12 protein-coding genes are annotated in these 17,993 nt (G+C 69.1%); 2 read left to right on the top strand and 10 right to left on the bottom strand.

What is annotated here, in order from left to right:
• From IT184_18600 to IT184_18580, 5 genes are all read right to left on the bottom strand, one after another.
• Positions 1 to 696 (bottom strand): carboxypeptidase regulatory-like domain-containing protein (locus tag IT184_18600; GenBank protein ID MCC7010829.1); only part of this gene is annotated, 696 nt, incomplete at its 3' end.
• Between the two features lie 382 nt (positions 697 to 1,078).
• Positions 1,079 to 4,798 (bottom strand): TonB-dependent receptor, encoded by a 3,720-nt coding sequence (locus IT184_18595; GenBank protein MCC7010828.1) that lies wholly within the window; start codon positions 4,796 to 4,798, stop codon positions 1,079 to 1,081.
• A 228-nt stretch (positions 4,799 to 5,026) separates the two neighbouring features.
• A complete protein-coding gene (locus IT184_18590) occupies positions 5,027 to 6,379 on the bottom strand; it encodes a galactokinase (protein ID MCC7010827.1) in 1,353 nt (450 codons plus the stop codon).
• The gene (locus tag IT184_18585) at positions 6,379 to 7,161 is read right to left on the bottom strand and encodes a nucleotidyltransferase family protein (GenBank protein MCC7010826.1); all 783 of its coding nucleotides are present in this window, start codon (positions 7,159 to 7,161) and stop codon (positions 6,379 to 6,381) included. The genes IT184_18590 and IT184_18585 overlap by 1 nt, the downstream gene beginning before the upstream one ends.
• A gap of 57 nt (positions 7,162 to 7,218) precedes the next feature.
• Positions 7,219 to 8,523: a Gfo/Idh/MocA family oxidoreductase gene (locus IT184_18580; protein ID MCC7010825.1), complete on the bottom strand. Its 1,305-nt coding sequence runs from the start codon at positions 8,521 to 8,523 to the stop codon at positions 7,219 to 7,221.
• A gap of 272 nt (positions 8,524 to 8,795) precedes the next feature.
• Between IT184_18580 and IT184_18575 the strand changes: the two genes are divergently transcribed.
• The gene (locus IT184_18575) at positions 8,796 to 11,510 is read left to right on the top strand and encodes a protein kinase (GenBank protein ID MCC7010824.1); all 2,715 of its coding nucleotides are present in this window, start codon (positions 8,796 to 8,798) and stop codon (positions 11,508 to 11,510) included.
• A gap of 78 nt (positions 11,511 to 11,588) precedes the next feature.
• Here IT184_18575 and IT184_18570 read toward each other — a convergent pair whose 3' ends face one another.
• Genes IT184_18570 through IT184_18555 form a run of 4 tightly spaced genes read right to left on the bottom strand, consistent with a single transcriptional unit; the run spans position 11,589 to position 15,475 of the window.
• Complete coding sequence (locus tag IT184_18570) at positions 11,589 to 11,798, bottom strand: hypothetical protein (protein MCC7010823.1); 210 nt, start codon at positions 11,796 to 11,798, stop codon at positions 11,589 to 11,591.
• Positions 11,795 to 13,861: a carbon starvation protein A gene (locus tag IT184_18565; GenBank protein ID MCC7010822.1), complete on the bottom strand. Its 2,067-nt coding sequence runs from the start codon at positions 13,859 to 13,861 to the stop codon at positions 11,795 to 11,797. Before IT184_18565 ends, IT184_18570 begins: the two co-directional genes overlap by 4 nt.
• A 22-nt stretch (positions 13,862 to 13,883) precedes the next feature.
• A complete protein-coding gene (locus IT184_18560) occupies positions 13,884 to 14,507 on the bottom strand; it encodes a DUF1080 domain-containing protein (GenBank protein MCC7010821.1) in 624 nt (207 codons plus the stop codon).
• Between the two features lie 47 nt (positions 14,508 to 14,554).
• Positions 14,555 to 15,475: a TIM barrel protein gene (locus tag IT184_18555; GenBank protein ID MCC7010820.1), complete on the bottom strand. Its 921-nt coding sequence runs from the start codon at positions 15,473 to 15,475 to the stop codon at positions 14,555 to 14,557.
• A gap of 157 nt (positions 15,476 to 15,632) precedes the next feature.
• On the opposite strand from IT184_18555, the gene IT184_18550 reads away from it, so the two are divergent.
• Positions 15,633 to 16,025 carry a hypothetical protein gene (locus IT184_18550; GenBank protein ID MCC7010819.1) on the top strand — a complete coding sequence of 131 codons (393 nt, stop codon included), beginning with the start codon at positions 15,633 to 15,635 and terminating at the stop codon, positions 16,023 to 16,025.
• Positions 16,026 to 16,104: 79 nt separating this feature from the next.
• Here the strand turns inward: IT184_18550 and IT184_18545 are convergent, their stop codons facing one another.
• Positions 16,105 to 17,898 carry a DUF1080 domain-containing protein gene (locus tag IT184_18545; protein ID MCC7010818.1) on the bottom strand — a complete coding sequence of 598 codons (1,794 nt, stop codon included), beginning with the start codon at positions 17,896 to 17,898 and terminating at the stop codon, positions 16,105 to 16,107.
• Positions 17,899 to 17,993: the final 95 nt, after the last annotated feature.

Genomic DNA, 17,993 nt, shown 5'->3' with positions numbered 1-17,993 from the left:
GTCGATGTTCGGCGTGATGTGCGTCGTGCCGTTGCCGCCTTCCTCGCCGACCGGCACGCCGTCAATCGTCGTGTTCTTGTTCAGCGAGTTGCCGCCGTTGATGCTCAGGTAGCGGCCGGAGTCCCACTGCGCGTAGTCGCGGCTCGCCTTGGAGTCGATGACGCCCGGCAGGATCTTCATCATGCCGAAGATGTCGCGCCCCTTGACCTGTACCGACACCAGCGTGTCGCTCGTGATGTTCTTCGTGAGCTGGCTCGTCGCCGTCTGCACCGGCGTGACTTCCGCCGTGATGGTCACCGATTCCGAGACGCCGCCGGCCGACATGGTCAGCTTGCCGAGGTCGCGGATTTCGTTCGCCAAGAGGTTGAACTCGGCAACGTTCAGGGGCCGGAACCCGTCCATCTCGACCTTCACGACGTAGCGGCCGGGCGGCAGGGCGGGAATACGGAACACGCCCTGATCATTCGAGACAGCGGTACGAACGACGTTGGTCTGCGCCTGCGTGGCAGTCACGCTTGCACCCGGGACGACGCCGACGTTGTCGGCGACCGTGCCGGTCAGTGTGGCACTCCCGGTCTGCGCAAACGCGCCCATCGCGTTTGCCAGGAGGATCGTCCCCGCCAGCAGCGCCGACAGGGCTCCTACTCGCCTCTTTCCTTCCATCACACGCTCCTTCGGCCTTTCGGGCCGCGACATCCTGCGAATAGCCCCGTTCCTCCGAACGGATGACGCCGTGCCTCCGGTACCAATGGACACGGAATCTCGGTCATTTACAGGAGTCGAGGCAAGCGTAGTCGGACGTCCAAAACCGTTGCATCCTGCGCCAACAGTATTTGAACTACTTAGTGGCAGTAGTGAGCTGGCCGATTACTGGAATGGCGGTTAGAACCCCCACAGCACCAGAAAACCGGCCCGCTGACGAGAACCGGTTTCCCAGGCAAAGGGAGGATGCGGCGCACCGCGGCTGAGGAACACGTTCAGAAACGACACCGGGTGTCCCGATCGATGGGACACCCGGTGTCGTTGACGATGGGCGCCGGATGTCCTCGAGCGTCGAGGACATCCGGGCGTGTGTGCCTTAGTAGTCGAACCGGACCGTGAGGCCGAAGTTGAACGGGTTCGTCACCTGGTCGTACTGGCCGGTCGTCGTGCTGCTGTTGCCGCCAGCCTGACCCTGCGTGAACGTGTAGGTCGCGGCCATGCGCTGGAACTGGACCTGGTTCCACATGTTGTAGAACTGGGCCTGGACGCGCACGCTGCCGCCGCGGCCGATGGTCACCGGGATGCGCCGCGCGAGCGTGAAGTCCCAGTTCTGCCAGCCGGGATGACGCAGGTAACCCACCGGCACGTTACCGAGGTTCCCCTGCCCGTTGGAGGGCAGCGGACGCCGGAACGCGTTCAGGTTGAAGTGCGGCCGGAACGCGTCGTGCGTCGCGGGATCGCCCGTCCACGCCGGCACGTTGAGCGCATCTTCTCCCGGCACCAGCTCGCAGCGGCCGGTCACGCCCGACAAGGACGGGTCGGTGTTGGCGACACCAGACTGGTTCGTGTTGCAGGTCGGCGAGAGCGCCATGCCGCTCAGGTACTGCACGACGCCGGACGCCTCCCAGTCCTTCAGCACGTACTTCAGGACGGGCGCATTCGGCATCGGGTTCGGCACCTGATAGCTGTAGTTCACGACCAGGGAGTGCCGGCGATCCTGGACGCCCGTGTCCACGCCGGTCGGGTTGCCGGCCGGCGGTCCGTAGTAGAAGTCACGGAGACCCTGCCTGCCGCCGAGCTCCTCGGTCATGAAGTCCCAGCCCTGGATGCCGCGGTTCCACGACAACGTGTAGGCCAGCCCCATCTGGAGGCCCTTCGTGAGACGACGCTGGACGCTCGTCTGCATCGCGTTGTAGTTCAGCACGTCCTCATCCGTGTAGAGATACTGGACGCTGCCGATGCCGCGCCAATCCCGGCGGATCAGGTTGGCCGTAATCGGCTCGTTGTTGAACAGGTTCTTGGGATCCGCGTACGCGTTCACCGGGATGTTGTTGGTCGTCCGCGTGCGGCGGCCCTTGCGGCCGATGTTGGTCACGTAGGCGACTTCCGCGACCGTGTTGAACCCGAGGTCACGCTGGAAGGCGATGTTCGCCTGGTAGTTCTTTTCGGGCTCGAGCTTGCCCGGGTTCTCCTGCTGGCCATAGAGCGGCAGCGTGAAGCCAGCCGGCAGCGCCGTCGTCTGGGGGCTCTCGGCGAAGGCCGTGCCGGCCGCCGCCAACTGCGCGAGGTCCGCGAGCGTCACGTTGCGGATGGTGCGCACGCGAGTGACGAGCGGGCCGCCGTTGAACGGATACAGGCCGGCCACGAAGTTGTAGAAGATCCCGCCCGATGCACGCAGTGCGGTCGAGCCGTCGCCGAAGACGTCCCACGCGAAGCCGGCGCGCGGCGCCCACGAGAACATCGGCAGGTCGTAGTACCACCCGTCCTTCTTGCCGGAATCCGCCTTCGTCGGGTGGCTGTTCATCCCGTTCACCCACATGCCGTTGGTGATCGAGCCGGTGCCCGGCACCACGCTGCCCACGTAGGCGCGCGAGAGGTACACGCCCGGGAACCGCGGGTCGATCGCCGCCTGATTGGCCGACGAGCACGTCTGGTTGCCCGCCACGCCCGTCCGGCACGCCGGCATGTAGAGCACGGGAGCCTGGGCCGCATTGAACAGCGCCGGGTCGAAGCCGGAGTTCTCCTTCCGGCCTTCGTAGAAGGCGCCGTGATGCTCGACGCGCAGCCCGATATCCAGGGTCATGCGCGACGTCAGGCGCCAGCTGTCCTGCGCGTATGCCGCGCTGTACCAGTGGAGGTTGTCGCGGTCGAGCCTGTTGTCCCGCTCGCTGTAGCTCGTCAGGACGCCGAGCAGCGCGTTGGCGAAGCCGTTGCCGCTGCTGATCGGGTTGTCCGCGCTGTGCCCGAAGTCGAACACGCCGGTGTAGTCCTGCGAGCCCGGTTCGGTCTTGCTGTTCCGCTCGGTGGCGAACCCGAACTTGAAGTTGTGCCGCCCCTTGGTCCACGAGAGGTCATCCTGCACGGTGAACCGGTAGTTCTCGTTCCAGGTCATCGCGAGGCGCGACCGGCCGCCGAACGGCCGCCACGGCTGGAGGTTGCTGCGGTTGCCGCCCGCGAACAGGAAGTCCGGCATGAACGGCCACTCCTGCTTGTTGTAGCGGCTGAAGCCGATCGGGCCCGGATCCGGATTGAAACCCTCGATGCGCGGCAGGCTGGACGACCAGGGATACCGATCGCGGTAGTACTGGAGATACTCCTCCTGGTCGACCGCCCCTTTGCCAATCCGGAACCCGTAGTGGTTGTGGCTGTAGCCCGCGGTGAACTCGTTGACCACCGTCGGCGAGATGACCTTGCTCATCGATCCGGTCACGAGGTCGCCGGGGAACACGTTGTTCGAGCTGCTCTCGCGCGGCTGCACGACGTTGTAGGTGATGCTGTCGTCGCGGTCGAACAGCGCCCGCACGCTGAAGCGCGTGTTCTGGCTCCAGACGATGTCGCCGCGCGACACGAAGTTGCGCCGCGTGTGCTGCGGGGTCACGTCGGTGGCGTCGTTCGAGTTCCAGTAGGCGTTGGTCGTGCCGTCCCGCTGGTTGTTCGGCGGGTTCAGCAGGTTGATGATGTTCTGCCCGATCGGGTTGATGCGGTTCTGCGGAATCTTGTTCCCCGCGAACGGCTGCAGCGTCACCGGGTCGGTGATGGTGTTGAGCGTGCTCGTGCCGGTCACGGCGCCGTCGGCGCCGAGCGTCGCCTTGCCGAAGAACGTCTGCGAGAAGTCGCCCTGGCGCTCGAGATCCGTCGGCATGTTCGTGCGGTACACGTCGGTCGGCCGGATGTCCTCGACGAACTCCTGCGACAGGAAGAAGTACGCCTTCTTCTGGCTCTCACGCTTCAGCACGCCCGGGATCAGAATCGGCCCGCCGATGCTGTACCCGCCGATGTTCACCTCGAAGAAGGGCTTCGGCGATCGCGACTGGATGCGGAAGAAGTCGTTCTTGTTCCACTCGTCGCGCCGCATGTTGTACCAGCCCGACCCGCGGAACTGGTTCGTGCCCGACTTGGTCACGATCGACACGAGCCCCGACGACTGGCGCCCGTTCTCGGCGTTGTAGCCGCTCGTGATGATGTTGACCTCGCCGATCGAGTCGATGTTCGGCGTGATGTGCGTCGTGCCGTTGCCGCCTTCTTCGCCGACCGGCACGCCGTCAATCGTCGTGTTCTTGTTCAGCGAACTGCCGCCGTTGATGCTCAGGTAGCGCCCCGAGTCCCACGAGGCGTAGTCGCGGCTCGCCTTCGAGTCGATGATGCCCGGCAGGATCTTCATCATGCCGAAGATGTCGCGCCCCTTGACCTGCACCGACACGAGCGTGTCGCTCGTGATGTTCTTGGTCAACTGGCTCGTCGCGGTCTGCACCGGCGTCACTTCCGCCGTAATCGTCACGGACTCCGAGACGCCGCCGGCCGTCATGGTCAGCCTCCCGAGGTCCCGGATTTCGTTCCCGAGCAGGTTGAACTCGGCAATGGTCAGGGGCCGGAACCCTTCCATCTCCACCTTGACCACGTAGCGGCCAGGCGGCAGGGCAGGAATACGGAAGACCCCTTGGTCGTTCGTCACGGTGTTGCGGTTGACGTTGGTCTGCGCCTGAGTGGCGGTGACCGTCGCGCCCGGCACAACGCCGACGTTGTCGGCGACCGTACCGGTGAGGGTGGCGTTGCCGGTTTGCGCAAGCGCGTTCGCCGCGCCTGCGAGCAGGATCATCCCCAGTACGAGGATCCTTGCGTGCCACGTGCCTTTCATTCGTCGCTCCTCTGGCCCCGCGGGCCGTCGGCCGGACATGGCAATCGCCCGTGTACACGACTGCGGACAACGCCACAGACGTCGGCGCTGACGACCACTTTGTTCGGCTTTGGAAGCCTACGGGCGGGATGGAGGGATAGCTATCCTGTGGTGACAGTATTATCGGTCAAGATAGGCATGAGCCGATGGTCAGGCCGACCCGGCGACCTCCACGAGCGGCGGCGCCGGCACACCGTCGAACCACTCACTCTTCGGGAGCCCCGGGCACCGTTCGCGGTAGCTCGTCATCCACCGCTCTCCAAAGGCCAGCGCCTCGTCGGCCGGGACCACCGCCCACACGCTGCCTCCGAACCCCGCACCAAAGCTCGCCGCAGCCGTGGCGCCCACGTCGACGGCCTCCTCCACGAGCGCCATCGTGTCCGGCACCTGATTCCCGAGCAGCCGCTCCGCATCCGCCTGGGACGCGATCGCCAACCGTCCGAGCTCGGCGACATCGCCGGCGCGAATGGCCGCCACGGCTTCGGCGACCCGCCCGTCCTCCTCGATGAAGTGCTCGAGACGCCGAGACAGATCGTCGGCGGAGAATCCGGCCGCCTCCTCGTCGGCGTTCGCGGCGCGCAGCCAGGCTCGCAAACGGTTCGGCCCATCTGATGCGCCGCGCAGCCCTACGCCCAGCGACACGGCGCTCGCCCCGGTGCGCCGATTCCAGATCGACAGCAGCACGCCCGCGCTTCGCGCGGCCCTGTTGTACCGATCCCGCACGCTCCCCGCCTTGTCGGCGTGCACGCCGCTCGACGCGATGACGAACCGCCAGTCCCGCGGGAACGTCACCTCGTCCTCGAGATGGACCGGCGTGTAGCTGAACTGCCGCAGCGTCCGCGCTCTGCCGAGCAGGATCGCGGTGTGGTCTTCCGAGCCGCCCCGCGTGCCGACGCCGCGCGCACCGGCGAGGCTCCGAAACGTCTGCCCGTTCTCGATGCACCCGAAGTAGCCGGCGAGGTCGAACGGTGAGCCAATCGCGGCGCGCCAGGCAGGGTGCGCCTCGAGCTCGCCGCGGCGCACGAGCGCCGTCGCGACCGCGACGAGCAGCGCGCTCGAGCTGCTCAGGCCTGCGGCGCGCGGCAGATCGCTCACGAACGCGATGTCGGTGCCGAGCGGCCGGCCCGGGAAGTTGTCGGCGAGCCGCCGGACGACGGTCGAGATGTACGTGGCCCACCCGCGGCGCGGCCGCGCGCACCCGCTGCGATCCACGGTCGTGCTCTCGCCGCTCCCCACGTCAATCACCCGCACGAGGTCATCGTCGCGCGGCCGCGCGACGACGGCGAACCCGCGCGGGACCGCCGAGACGAGCGACCGGCCGCCGGCGTAGTCGGTGTGCTTCCCGAAGACCTCGATCCGACCGGGGACGATCCAGCGCCACACCGGCGCGGCACCCGCCACCGCAATCTGCGCGGCCGCGGCGCGTTCGAGCATCGCGGCGCGCGACGCCGCGGCGTCGGCCTCGAAGCCGCAGCCGACGAGCCGTTCGGCGACGCTCGACATCAGAGCCGCACCCGGACAGCCGCGAGCCGCTCGGCGACGAGCGGCACGTCGGCGCGGCGCGACAAATCGAGCACCGGACCGCGCGCGGGCACGACCTGGAACCGCACGCCGCGGCGCACCGCCAGGCGCACCGCCTCCGGCAACTCGAACTCACCCCGCGCCGATCGCGGCACGTCGCGGCACGCGGCGAAGATTCGCCGGTCGAAGCGCCAGCAGTTCATGCTGATGAGCGCGTGCGGCCCGGCAGCCTCGATCGCCGCCACGCCCGGCTTCTCGACGATGTCGATCAGCGTGCGGTCGGGCGCCACCTTCAGCAGCGCGAACGCCGCCACGCGCTCGCGCGGGATGCCGCTCGACCGGACGAGATCGTCGCGCTCGAAACCCGGCAGGCCGGGGCCGTCGAGCGCCCGCATCGCCGCCAGCGTCTCCACGGGATAGAGGTTGTCGGCGTTGACGACGAGAAACGGCCGGCCATCGACGAACGACTCGGCCGAGCCGACCGCGTCAGCCGTGCCGATCGGCTCCCGCTGCACGACGTAGTGCAGCGCGACGCGCGACGGCGTCCGCTCGCCGGCATACTGCGCCCCGATCGCGTCGTGCTCCGGCGCGACGACGAGCCCGATCTCGCGGATGCCGGCATCGACGAGCGCGCTGAGCACGTAGTCGAGAAACGGCCGCCCGGCGCCGCCGCCCACGGGCATGAGCCCCTTCAGCCCGGCGCGCGCCGCCGCGTCCTGCGCGGCCGTCAGCGGGACGTCCGCTGCGGTTGCGTCCTCGCGCATGCGACGTCCCAGCCCGCGTGCCAGGACGAGAGCGACGATGTCGGCCACCGCTGGACCTCAGGCGCGAAGGATGTCGAGCTTCGGGTTCGTCCGCCAGCGTCCGCGGGTGAAGTCCGGCAGATCGACCGGCCGGCTTCCGGACGCGACCGACCGCACGCTCGCCTCGACGACGGCGCTCAGCGCCGCAGCGTCGTAGACGTTCATGTCGGTGGGTCGCCCTTCGCGCAGGCACGTGACGAGCCGGTAGTCCTCGATGAAGTCCATGCCGCCGTGCCCCGCGCCCGACGACCGCGCGGCCATGCCGGCCCAGAGCGGATGCTCGAACTCGGCGAGCAGATCCTCTGCCGGCACCCACTGATCCAGCTTGCCGCGTCCTTCGACGTACGCCCGGTTGGGATAGCCCTCGAACAGCCCCTTCGTCCCCTGCAGCATGTGGATCCGGCTGTACGGCCGCGGCAGGTTCGTGCAGTGCTGCACCAGGAGCGTCCGGCCGTTGGCCGTTTTCATCAGGCTCGTGTTGACGTCGCCGAGCACGAACGACTCGCGGCGCTGGGGCGCGTCCGCCGGGAAGTGTTCGCGCGCCCAGTCCTGCAGGCCCCGCGAAGGTCCGCTCATCGACACGAGGTAGTCGAAGCGGTCGCCGCGGTTGATGTCGAGGCAGTTGGCGAGCGGCCCGAGCCCGTGCGTCGGATACAGGTTGCCGTTCAGCTTCGCCGACCAGGCGCGGCGCCACAGCCCCTCGTTCTTCGTGTCCCACTTGATCGCCCGCAGGTCGTGCAGGTAGCCGCCTTCGGCGTGCAGCAGCTCTCCGAAGACGCCCTGCCGGCTCATGTTGAACACCATCAGCTCCATGCGGTCGTAGTTGCAGTTCTCCATCATCACGGCGTGGCGCTCGTGCCGCTCGGACGCCTCGACGAGCGCCCAGCAATCCTCGAGCGTTGTCGCCGCCGGCACTTCGGTGGCCGCGTGCTTGCCATGTGCCATCGCCGCGAGCATCACGGGCACGTGCCACTCCCACGGCGTGGCGGTGTAGACGAGGTCGAGATCCTCCGTCTCGCACAGCCGCTCGAAGTCGCGCGGGCCGCGCGTGTAGATGGCAGGCGGCGGATGGCCCGCCGCGACGATGGCCTTCGCGGCCCAATCGGTGCGCTCCGGTCGAGTGTCGCAGACGGCCGCGATCCGACACCCGGGAATGCGCAGCAGGTTGTTGACGTGGCTGCCACCCTGCAAGCCGATGCCGACGAACCCGATGCGCACCGTCTCGAGCGGCGGCGCGGCGAGAAACGGCGTCGGCGCGGGCTGCGTCGCGGCGCCGGCCCGCGCACCGGCCATCGTCGTCGCGACGCCGGCGGCGCCGCTCATCCTCAGGAACTCCCGCCGATCAATGAACGCATCGTCGACCATCGTCATGACGTGCTCCGTGGAAAATGCCTGCGGGACGAATGATAGATCGCGGCTCGCGGCCCGCGCTGCGAGCGACCGGCGCGGCGCGGGCCGCGGCGCGTGCGAGTACCGAGTCGTGGATCGTAGAGGGTGAGTCGGCGCTCGCGACGCGACGCCTGGCTGACAGCTTCTCCGGCGCCCGTCCGTCGTCCGGTGTCGCACGCGATCGTCCCCGTATAATCCGTGGACGGATGAGCTATCCGGAGGGTACGCGTGTCGGCCCGTACGAGATCCAGCACCCGCTGGGGGCCGGCGGCATGGGCGAGGTGTACCGGGCGCGCGACACCAAGCTTGGACGAGACGTCGCGCTCAAGATCCTGCCGGAAGCGTTCGCGCGCGATCCCGATCGGCGCGCGCGGTTCGAGCGCGAGGCGCAGATTCTCGCCTCGCTCAATCATCCGAACATCGCGGCCATCTACGGCGTCGAGGACGCGGCGACGGCCGGGTCGGCGCATCTCGTGCGCGCGCTCGTGCTCGAGCTGGTGGACGGGCCGACGCTCGCCGAGCCGCTGCGGTTCGCGCCGCTGCCACTCGACGAGGCGCTGCCGATTGCGCGGCAGATCGTCGAGGCGCTCGACGCCGCGCACGCGCAGGGGGTGGTCCACCGCGATCTCAAACCCGCCAACATCAAGCTGCGGCCCGACGGCACCGTGAAGGTGCTCGACTTCGGTCTGGCGCGCCTCGTCGATCCGGCAGGGGCGGCGCAGGCCGTGCCGTCGCCCGAGGCGGCCAACTCGCCGACGGTGACGAGCCCGGCGCTCACCCGCCTCGGCGTGATTCTCGGCACGGCGGCCTACATGGCGCCCGAACAGGCCCGCGGCCGGCAGGCGGACAAACGCGCCGACATCTGGGCGTTCGGTTGCGTGCTGTTCGAGATGCTGACCGGCCGCCGCGCGTTCCACGGCGAGACGGTTTCCGACACGCTGGCCAGCGTGCTGCGCAGCGATCCCGACTGGAGCGCGCTGCCGCTCGAGACGCCCGAGCCGATTCGCCGGCTGCTGCGGCGGTGTCTCGTCAAGGACGTGCAAGCGCGGCTCTCCGACATCGGCGTCGCGCGGCTCGAGATCGCCGACGCGCTCGCCGCGCCAGCGACGGCTCGCCCTGCCGGCGCGCCGCCGCCCGCGCCGGCGCGTGCGGCGTGGCCGCGCGGCACGCTGCTCGGCCTCGGCGCGATCGTCGCCGGATTGATCGGGTTCCTGGTGTGGCAGGCTCGTCCGGCCGTCCGCCCGCCGACCTCCGTGCGCTTCCTGCTCGCGCCGCCGCCGGGCGCGAGGTTCCCGACCGCGACGACCCGGTCGAGCCTGGCCATTTCTCCGGACGGCCGACTGGTCGCATTCCGCGCCTATCGGCCCGGCGAGCAGGCCGCGCTCTGGATCCGCGCGCTCGACTCGGTCAACGCCCGCGAGCTGAAAGGCACGCTCGACGCCCAGATGCCCTTCTGGTCGCCGGACAGCCGCGCCCTCGGCTTCTTCGCCGACGGCAAGCTCAAAAAGATCGACGTCGAGAGCGGCACCGTCCAGACGGTCTGCGATGCGCCGGCCGCCGCCGGCGGCGCCTGGGCGCTCGACGGCACGATCGTCGTGGGCCACGCCACCGGCGGCTTGTCGCGGCTCGCTGCCGGGAGCGGGCAACTCGTCGAGCTCACGACGCCGGATGCCGCGCGCAGGGAGACCCATCACGTGCTGCCGGTCTTCCTGCCCGACGGCCGGCGATTCCTCTACACGGCGCAGCCCGGCAACACGGTGTATCTCGCGTCGCTCGACAGCGACGCGCGCACGCGCGTCATGGACTCGGATTCGAGAGCCCAATATGCGCCGCCCGGATACCTCGTGTTCGGACGGCAAGGCACCGTGATGGCTCAGCCGTTCGATCCGGCGAGCGGCGTCGTCAGCGGCGAACCTGTCGCCGTTGCCGAGCGCGTGCAGACGGTAGCGATTCCCGAGGGCGGCTCGATGACGCTCTTCTCGGTCTCCAACGCGGGCGTGCTCGTGTATGAAGGCGCCGTCGAGGAGCCCGGCGGCACACCCGTGTGGGTCGATCGCGATGGGCGCGAGCTGGGCCCGGTCAACCCGGCGCTCGGCACGGTCGAGTTCCCGCGCTTCTCGCCCGACGGCCGGCGCCTCGCGCTGATCGTCAACCGCGACCTGTGGGTGGACGATCTGCAAGGGCGCCCGCCGATCCGGCTCACGTTCGACGGCGCCACGTCGCGTCACTACACGCCGCTCTGGACGAACGACGGCCGGCGGATCGTGTACGAAACCGTGTCGCCCTCGCCGTTGCGTTCGATTGCCGCCGACGCGAGCAGCACGGCCGCCGACGACCTCACGCTGCCCGGCCACTTTCATCCGGTCGGCTGGTCGCCGAGCGGCACCGAGCTGCTGGCCGTCGAAATCAGTCCGCCCGACACGAACGTCGTCTCCTTCGCGCTCGCGACGAACGCCCGCACCCGGCCGACGCCGGTGGTCGAGACGCCGGGCAACGATGGCGGGGCCGGTGCCGCGCTCTCTCCCGACGGGCGATGGCTGGCGTACGCGTCGAATGCGACGGGCCGTCAGGAAGTGTGGGTCCGGCCCTATCCCGGGCCGGGTGCCCCGGTGCGCGTGTCGCCCAGCGGCGGCGACGAACCGGTGTGGTCGCGCGACGGCCGCGAGCTGTTCTACCTGGAAGTGAACAAAATGATGGCCGTGAGCGTCTCGCTCGGCGCGAATGCCGAACGCGCCGGTGAGTTCCGCTACAAGCCGCCAGTTCAACTGTACGAAGCCAGCTATCTGCGCGGCGGCCAGCCGCCGACCTACGACGTGAGCCCCGATGGCCGGTTCGTGCGATTGAAAGCGCCGGTCGGCGAGGAGCCCGGCAATCAGCCGCTCGGCGTCGTCGTCAACTGGCTGGAGGGCGTCGCGCGGTGAGGTGATCCCGGGCGTGGACGAGGCGCCGCGGTCACGAGCGCTCCGGCTCGCCTGGCGTCATCTCACGCCTGCGGCGGCTCAGCAGCAGCGGCCTCTCGCGAACCTGGCCTTCAGGCGCTCGTCGCAGAAGCGGCGCCATTCGTCCGGGCTGTGCGCGGTCCGGTGCGCCGCGAGATGCCGCTCGTACGCGCGCTCGTCCGACAGCTCGCGACACAGATCGACGACGAGCCGCGCCGCCTGGCGGGCCGGCCCGCCGACGAAGCGGCGCAGCGCGCTCCGCGCGCTCACAGCTCCTCCGGCTCGAGTTGCGAGGGCACGAAGGGCGCCTCGCTGGTCGTGCGCCGCAGCGTTCCGCGCAGCACGCCCGCCCAGATTCGGACCGAGTCGGCCGCAATCACGACGACCAGCACGGCGAAGAGCGCGCAGACGGCCGCGTCCAACCGCGCGTTGAAGATCAGCGCGCGCGTCGCGGCGATGCGGTCGGCGGCCACGCGGCCGCCGTCGAGCGCCTGCTGGAGCTCGGCCGCCTGCGCGAGAAAGCCGAGCGCGGACATCGGCGACAGCACCTTCTGCCAGGCGGCGGTGAGCGTGGCGGCCAGCAGCCAGGCGAGCGGCACGCACGTCACCCACATGTAGCGCGCGCCGTGCATGCGGACGAGGATCGTCGTCGCCACGCAGAGCGCCGTCGCGGCGAGCAGTTGGTTGGCGATCCCGAAGAGAGGCCAGAGCGAGTTGATCCCGCCGAGCGGATCGAGCACCCCTTGAACGAGGAAGTAGCCCCAGGCGAGCACGACGAGCGCGCTCGAGACGAGCACGCTCGGCATCCAGCTCGTCCGAGCGAACGGGGCGTACACGTGCCCGAGCAGATCCTGCAGCATGAAGCGCCCGACGCGCGTGCCGGCGTCGATGATCGTGAGGATGAAGAGCGCTTCGAACATGATGGCGAAGTGGTACCAGAACCCGACGAGCGCGGCGCCGCCGATGCTCGACGAGAAGATGTGCGCCATGCCGAGCGCGAGCGAGGGCGCGCCGCCGGTGCGCGCGAAGAGCGTGGCCTCGCCGACGCCGGCCGCCAGCGCGGACATCTGATCGGCCGTCACCGGGAATCCCCAGGAGGAGATCGTCGCCACCGCCGCAGCCGGCGTGGCGCCGACGACGCCGGCCGGCGCGTTCACGGCGAAGTACACGCCAGGCTCCATCACGCAGGCGGCGATCATCGCCATGACGGCGACGAAGCTCTCGAGCGCCATGCCGCCATAGCCGACGGGCCACGCGTGCCACTCGCGCGCAATCAGCTTCGGCGTGGTGCCGGACGCGATCAGCGCATGGAAGCCCGAGATCGCCCCGCACGCGATCGTGATGAAGGCAAACGGAAAGATCTTCCCCTTGAACACCGGCCCCGTGCCGTCCACGAACTGCGTCAGCGCGGGCATCTCGAGATCCGGCCGCACCCAGAGAATGCCCAGGCCGAGCAGCAGGACGACGCCGAGCTTCACGAACGTGCTGAGGTAGTCGCGCGGCGCGAGCAGCAGCCAGACCGGCAGCGCGCTCGCGAGGAAGCCGTAGCCGATCACCAGCCACGCGAGCGTCATGCCGCTCAAGGTGAAGACGGGCGCGAGCGACGGTGAGGCCGCCACCGCCTGGCCGCCCACGATGCTCGCGACGACCAGCACGAAGCCGATCAACGAGCACTCGAGCACGCGGCCCGGACGCCAGTACCGCAGGTACACGCCCATGAACACGGCGATCGGCATCGTCGCCGCGATCGTGAACGTGCCCCAGGCGCTGTCGCGCAGCGCGTTGACCACGACGAGGCTGACGACGGCGAGCAGGATGATCATGATGAGCAGCACGGTGACGAGCGCCGTGACGCCGCCGATCGCGCCGATCTCCTCCTTCGCCATCTGCCCGAGCGACTTGCCGTCACGCCGCATCGAGGCGAACAGGATCACGAAGTCCTGCACGCAGCCAGCCAGCACCGCGCCGACGATGATCCACAGCGTGCCGGGCAGATAGCCGAACTGGGCCGCGAGCGTCGGGCCGACGAGCGGGCCGGGCCCGGCGATCGCCGCGAAGTGATGGCCGAACACGATCCACTTGTTGGTGGGCTCGAAGTCGTGCCCGTTGCGAAGCCGCTCGGCCGGCGTGGCGCGCCGATCGTCGAGCGCCATCACCCGCGCGGCGATCCATTTCGCGTAGAAGCGGTAGCCGATGGCGTAGCAGCCGACGGACGCCACGACGAGCCACATGCTGTTGACCGGCTCGCCGCGGTCGAGCGCGATGCCCGCCAGCGCGAACGCGGTGAGCACCGCGACGCCGATCCAGATCAGATGACGCAGAACACGAGGCATGGCGGGGTGCTGAACACGGGTCTCAGCCGAGGGGCCTGATCCGCAGGTTCCTGAACTCGACCAGCGAGTCGTGCCCCAGCAGGCCGATGTGGCCCGCGCGCCGCGCGAGACCCGGATGCTTCGCGAGCACGGCCGGCTCGCGGACGATGTCGAGATCCGCGTCCACGACGATCGCGCCGTTGAGCGTCACCCGGATCCGGCGTCCGTCCGCGCGGATCTCTTCGCTGTTCCACTCGCCCGCCGGCTTCAGGAATCCGGTGCGCGCGGGGATGACATCGTAGATCGATCCGTGGTGCTGCTCGGGGCGGATGACGCCCTTGTACATGGGATGGCCGTCGTCCAGTATCTGGATCTCCATGCCTTCGGACGACGACGTCCCTTCGTAGGGCGCGCGGATGCCGATGCCGCTGTTCCCGCCGGGCTCGGTGCGGAACTCGAAGCGGAGCACGAAGTCCGCGTATGCCTTCTCGGTGAAGAGATTGCCGCCGCCGTTCTTCGGGCAGACGATCGTGCCATCCTTCACGACGTAGCCGGGCCCGCGTCCGTTCACGAGCCGCCAGCCGGCGAGCGTCCGCCCGTCGAAGATCGGCGTGAAGCCGGCCTCGTCGCCGGCCGGTTCCTGCCCCCGGACGGCGGTGGCGCTCACGGCGAGCGCGGCAACGAGCCACACGCGCCAGCCTCCGATCGGCACGGTCAGTTCTCCTCGGACAGCCGGCGCGCCACGTCCATCGCGTGCTCGGGCGTGCTGGACGTGCCCATCTCGGTGTCCAGGTAGCCGCGGTAGTTCAAGCGCCGAAGCTCCTTGAAGACGAAGGGATAGTGGATTTCGCCGGTGCCAGGCTCGAGCCGGCCGGGGTTGTCGCCGATCTGGACGATCTTGATCAACGGCTCCTGCAACCCTCGGCGCAGGTTCTCCACGAGATTCCCTTCGGTCCGCTGCAAGTGGTAGAGATCGAAACAGACCTTGACGTTCGGGTGGCCCACGTCGCGGATCACCGGATAGCACTCGGCGGTGCGATCCAGCGCGCGGCGCCGCTCCTTCGGTCCGACGCTCAAGGGCTCGACCGTGATCGTCACGCCAGCCGCGGCCGCCAGGTCGCCGGCGCGCTTCAAGCCATCCACGATGCCGGTGCGCTGCGTCTCCCACGAGACGTCGGCCTGCAGCTCCCCGACGAAGCTGATCAGGTCGGGCGTGCCGAACTGGCGTGCGATGGCGATACGCTCGCGGAACTCGCCGAGCAACGCGTCGGCCGCTCCCGGTCGGGTGAACCCGGTGGTCCCACCGGCGGTGCCCGTCCCGACGAGGCTGACGCACGTCAGCCCTGTCTCCTTCTGCGCCTTCAGCATCGCGGCACGCTCGGCCTCGTCGGCGCTCCAGAAGCTGTACGCCTTGAAGCCGCGATCCGCGATGAACCGGATGCGGTCGGCTCTCGTGAGCCGCGTGGCGCGGAACATGATCTCGATGTTGATCGACAACGTGTAGGGCGGCGGCACCACGGCCGCCGGCGTGGCGCGGTCGAGGCGGTCAAGGCTGACGAGCGCGACGGGCGCGAGCGCGCTCGCGCGCAACAGATCACGCCGGCTCACTTCGGTGCGAGTGTCACGACTGGGCATCGCGCTCCTCCTTGCCTCTTCGCCTCGGGGCTTCGGGGCCACGGGCCTCGTCTCGCGTAAGCGGTTTCGGCCATCGTAAACCCGCGCCGGCCTCGCGGGTTCTCTCGCCTTGCCTCCACGTGGCACCTGACTTGCGCACAGGCTGCGCGGAGGGTCTATGCGAGTGTGTCTCCTCACGTGCGCCGTCGTCGCCACCAGCATCCTGGGCGGCGCGTGCAGCAAGGCCAAGTCGCCGACGGAACCGTCGGCGAACGCGGTCGTCGTTCACGTCATCCGAGAGAACGGCGCGCAGTCGTTCAATCCGAATCCGGCGGCCGCCGGCGGCAAGCCGGTCGTGTTCAAGAACGACGACACGGTCACGCACCGCGTCGTGCTGAACGACGGATCGATCGACACGGGCGACATCGCGCCGGGCGCGACGAGCACCGAGGTCACGATGCCGTCCGACGGCACGAACTATCACTGCTCGATCCACCCGTCGATGATCGGCAGCGTGAGCGCCGCCTCCGGCGCGCCACCTCCGGAGTGCACGGGACTCTACTGTGAATGAGGCCGCGAGGGTCTGCCGCCCCGGCGTGCGACTCCGCGGCGACACGCCGTGAGCAGTGCAGACCCTCGATGGCGGCCGCTCACTTGCTCAGCAGCACCTGCGTGCCGTATGCGTTGGCGACGGCGATGTCGGGCTTGCCGTCCTTGTTGAGGTCGGCGACCTCGAACGCGGAGCCCACGCCTCCCCGGTTGTGCAGGAGCTCCGGGACGAACTCGGCGCCGCCGGGTGCCTTCGCGTTCCGCACCGTTCGATAGACGTAGATCGCCGCGGGGCCGTAGGGATCCGGGCCGTTGTACGTCTCGAGGTGCGACCAGTAGCGCTTGCCGACGACGAAGTCGGGGATCTTGTCGCCGGTCATGTCGACGAACCGCGCCGCGTGCGCCTCCGAGAACACGACGTTGCCGGCGTTCTTCGTGGAGTAGTCGGTCGCGATGTCGTGCTTCTCGAACGTCCGGCTGCCGTCGGCCGCTTTCTTCTGTTCGTACCAGGCCAACCCCCAGCCGTGCACGCTCAGGCTCGCGACGACGTCGGTGAGCCCGTCGCCGTTGACGTCGAAGACGCCCATCTCGGTGGACGCCGTCCCGAAGGAGTAGGGATGGAACGCCCATGGCTTGACGGTGGCGCCGCCGGCCGGCTGCTCGTACCAGCCGCTGATCGTCACGATGTCGGCCTTGCCGTCGCCGTTCACGTCGCCGACGCCGCCGAGCCCGTGGATGTTGCCTCGCTGGCCCGCCGGCGCGACGTTGTGCACGATCCACGGTTGCGCCGGATCCGGCCCCGGCTTCGCGAACGCGTAGCCGTCCGCCACCGCGAAGATGAACTCCGGCGTGCTGTCGCCGTCGACGTCCTTCATCAGCACGCTCTCGGAGATCGGCGTCGCCATCACGGTCGTGTGACTCCAGCGCCGCGGCTCGCCCTTCGGGTTGACGTACAGATCGATGGGCCGCGTGCCCAGCTTGCGATCCCAGCCGGAAGCGAGGACGTCGGGGTAGCCGTCACCGGTGAAGTCGTGGGTGAAGTTCACCATGTCCGGGGCGTACTCGGTGGCCGGGTTGTAGACCCGATCCATCCGGTAGATCCGGCGCATCGTGAAGTTCGGCCCGAAGTAGACGAACGGGCCCGAGATGATGTCCATGGCGCCGTCGCGATTGACGTCCGAGGCGACGGCGGACCAGCCGTAGTACAGCTCGCTCAGCCGCTTGATCGTGAACCGGCTGTTCACGACCTCGTCCGGCAGCTCCACGACGTTGACGTCCTTCCACGCGACGTCCTTGTAGCGGACCTCGCCCGTGCCTCCCACGTAGAGCGCGACCGGTCCGAACGTGCCGGTCTCCTGATCGGCGAACACGCCGCCCGCGCCCGGCCACGTGCGCACGGTCTCGTTCCAGATGTTGATCTTGACGGGGTTCCAGTCGCCCGGCGCGAGCTTCGCGGCGGCGGCCGCCGTCGCGGCCGGTGAACCAGCCGCCGGCGCCGTGCCGATCCGCACGCGGTTCGTCTCCCGTCCCTGCGCGTCGAGCGTCACGCGATAGGACACGTGATCGCCATCCGCGAACGATACGTAGACGCCGCGCATCCCACCATCCGCGGTCTTCTCCGCGCGCAGCAGCACGCCCGTCCGGCTACCGGCATCGCCACGCAGGTTCGCGAAGAACTGGAGATCCTGAAAGGCCTTGTCCATGACCAGCCAGCCGCCGGCATCGCCCTTGGCACGGCCGACGAGCTCGCCGTTCTCCGCCCGCCAGTCAGCCTGGCCGAGAACCCGCCACCCGGTCAGCGACGACCCGGTGAACTTCGCGTCCGGCACGAAGTCCGGCGGATCGGCTGCCCACACGCCGGCGGCAGCGGCGACGATCGCCACGGCCGACACCATCACCGACCGTTTCCATCTCTTCTGCATTCCGTCCTCCTCGCGCTCGAAGGCCGCAGCTTACTCCACACCAGGTCCACCGGCGCAGCGAGCTTCAC

Source organism: Acidobacteriota bacterium (genome assembly GCA_020853395.1).
GTDB lineage: Bacteria > Acidobacteriota > Vicinamibacteria > Vicinamibacterales > SCN-69-37 > JADYYY01.
This window is presented reverse-complemented; position numbering and strand designations above follow the sequence as displayed.

Coding starts and splice junctions, on each gene's coding strand:
- IT184_18585 (MCC7010826.1), bottom strand. CDS start 7,161: ATGCGCGAGGACGCAACCGCAGCGGACGTCCCGCTGACGGCCGCGCAG.
- IT184_18575 (MCC7010824.1), top strand. CDS start 8,796: ATGAGCTATCCGGAGGGTACGCGTGTCGGCCCGTACGAGATCCAGCAC.
- IT184_18590 (MCC7010827.1), bottom strand. CDS start 6,379: ATGTCGAGCGTCGCCGAACGGCTCGTCGGCTGCGGCTTCGAGGCCGAC.
- IT184_18595 (MCC7010828.1), bottom strand. CDS start 4,798: ATGATCCTGCTCGCAGGCGCGGCGAACGCGCTTGCGCAAACCGGCAAC.
- IT184_18545 (MCC7010818.1), bottom strand. CDS start 17,898: ATGGTGTCGGCCGTGGCGATCGTCGCCGCTGCCGCCGGCGTGTGGGCA.
- IT184_18550 (MCC7010819.1), top strand. CDS start 15,633: ATGCGAGTGTGTCTCCTCACGTGCGCCGTCGTCGCCACCAGCATCCTG.
- IT184_18565 (MCC7010822.1), bottom strand. CDS start 13,861: ATGCCTCGTGTTCTGCGTCATCTGATCTGGATCGGCGTCGCGGTGCTC.
- IT184_18580 (MCC7010825.1), bottom strand. CDS start 8,523: ATGAGCGGCGCCGCCGGCGTCGCGACGACGATGGCCGGTGCGCGGGCC.
- IT184_18555 (MCC7010820.1), bottom strand. CDS start 15,475: ATGCCCAGTCGTGACACTCGCACCGAAGTGAGCCGGCGTGATCTGTTG.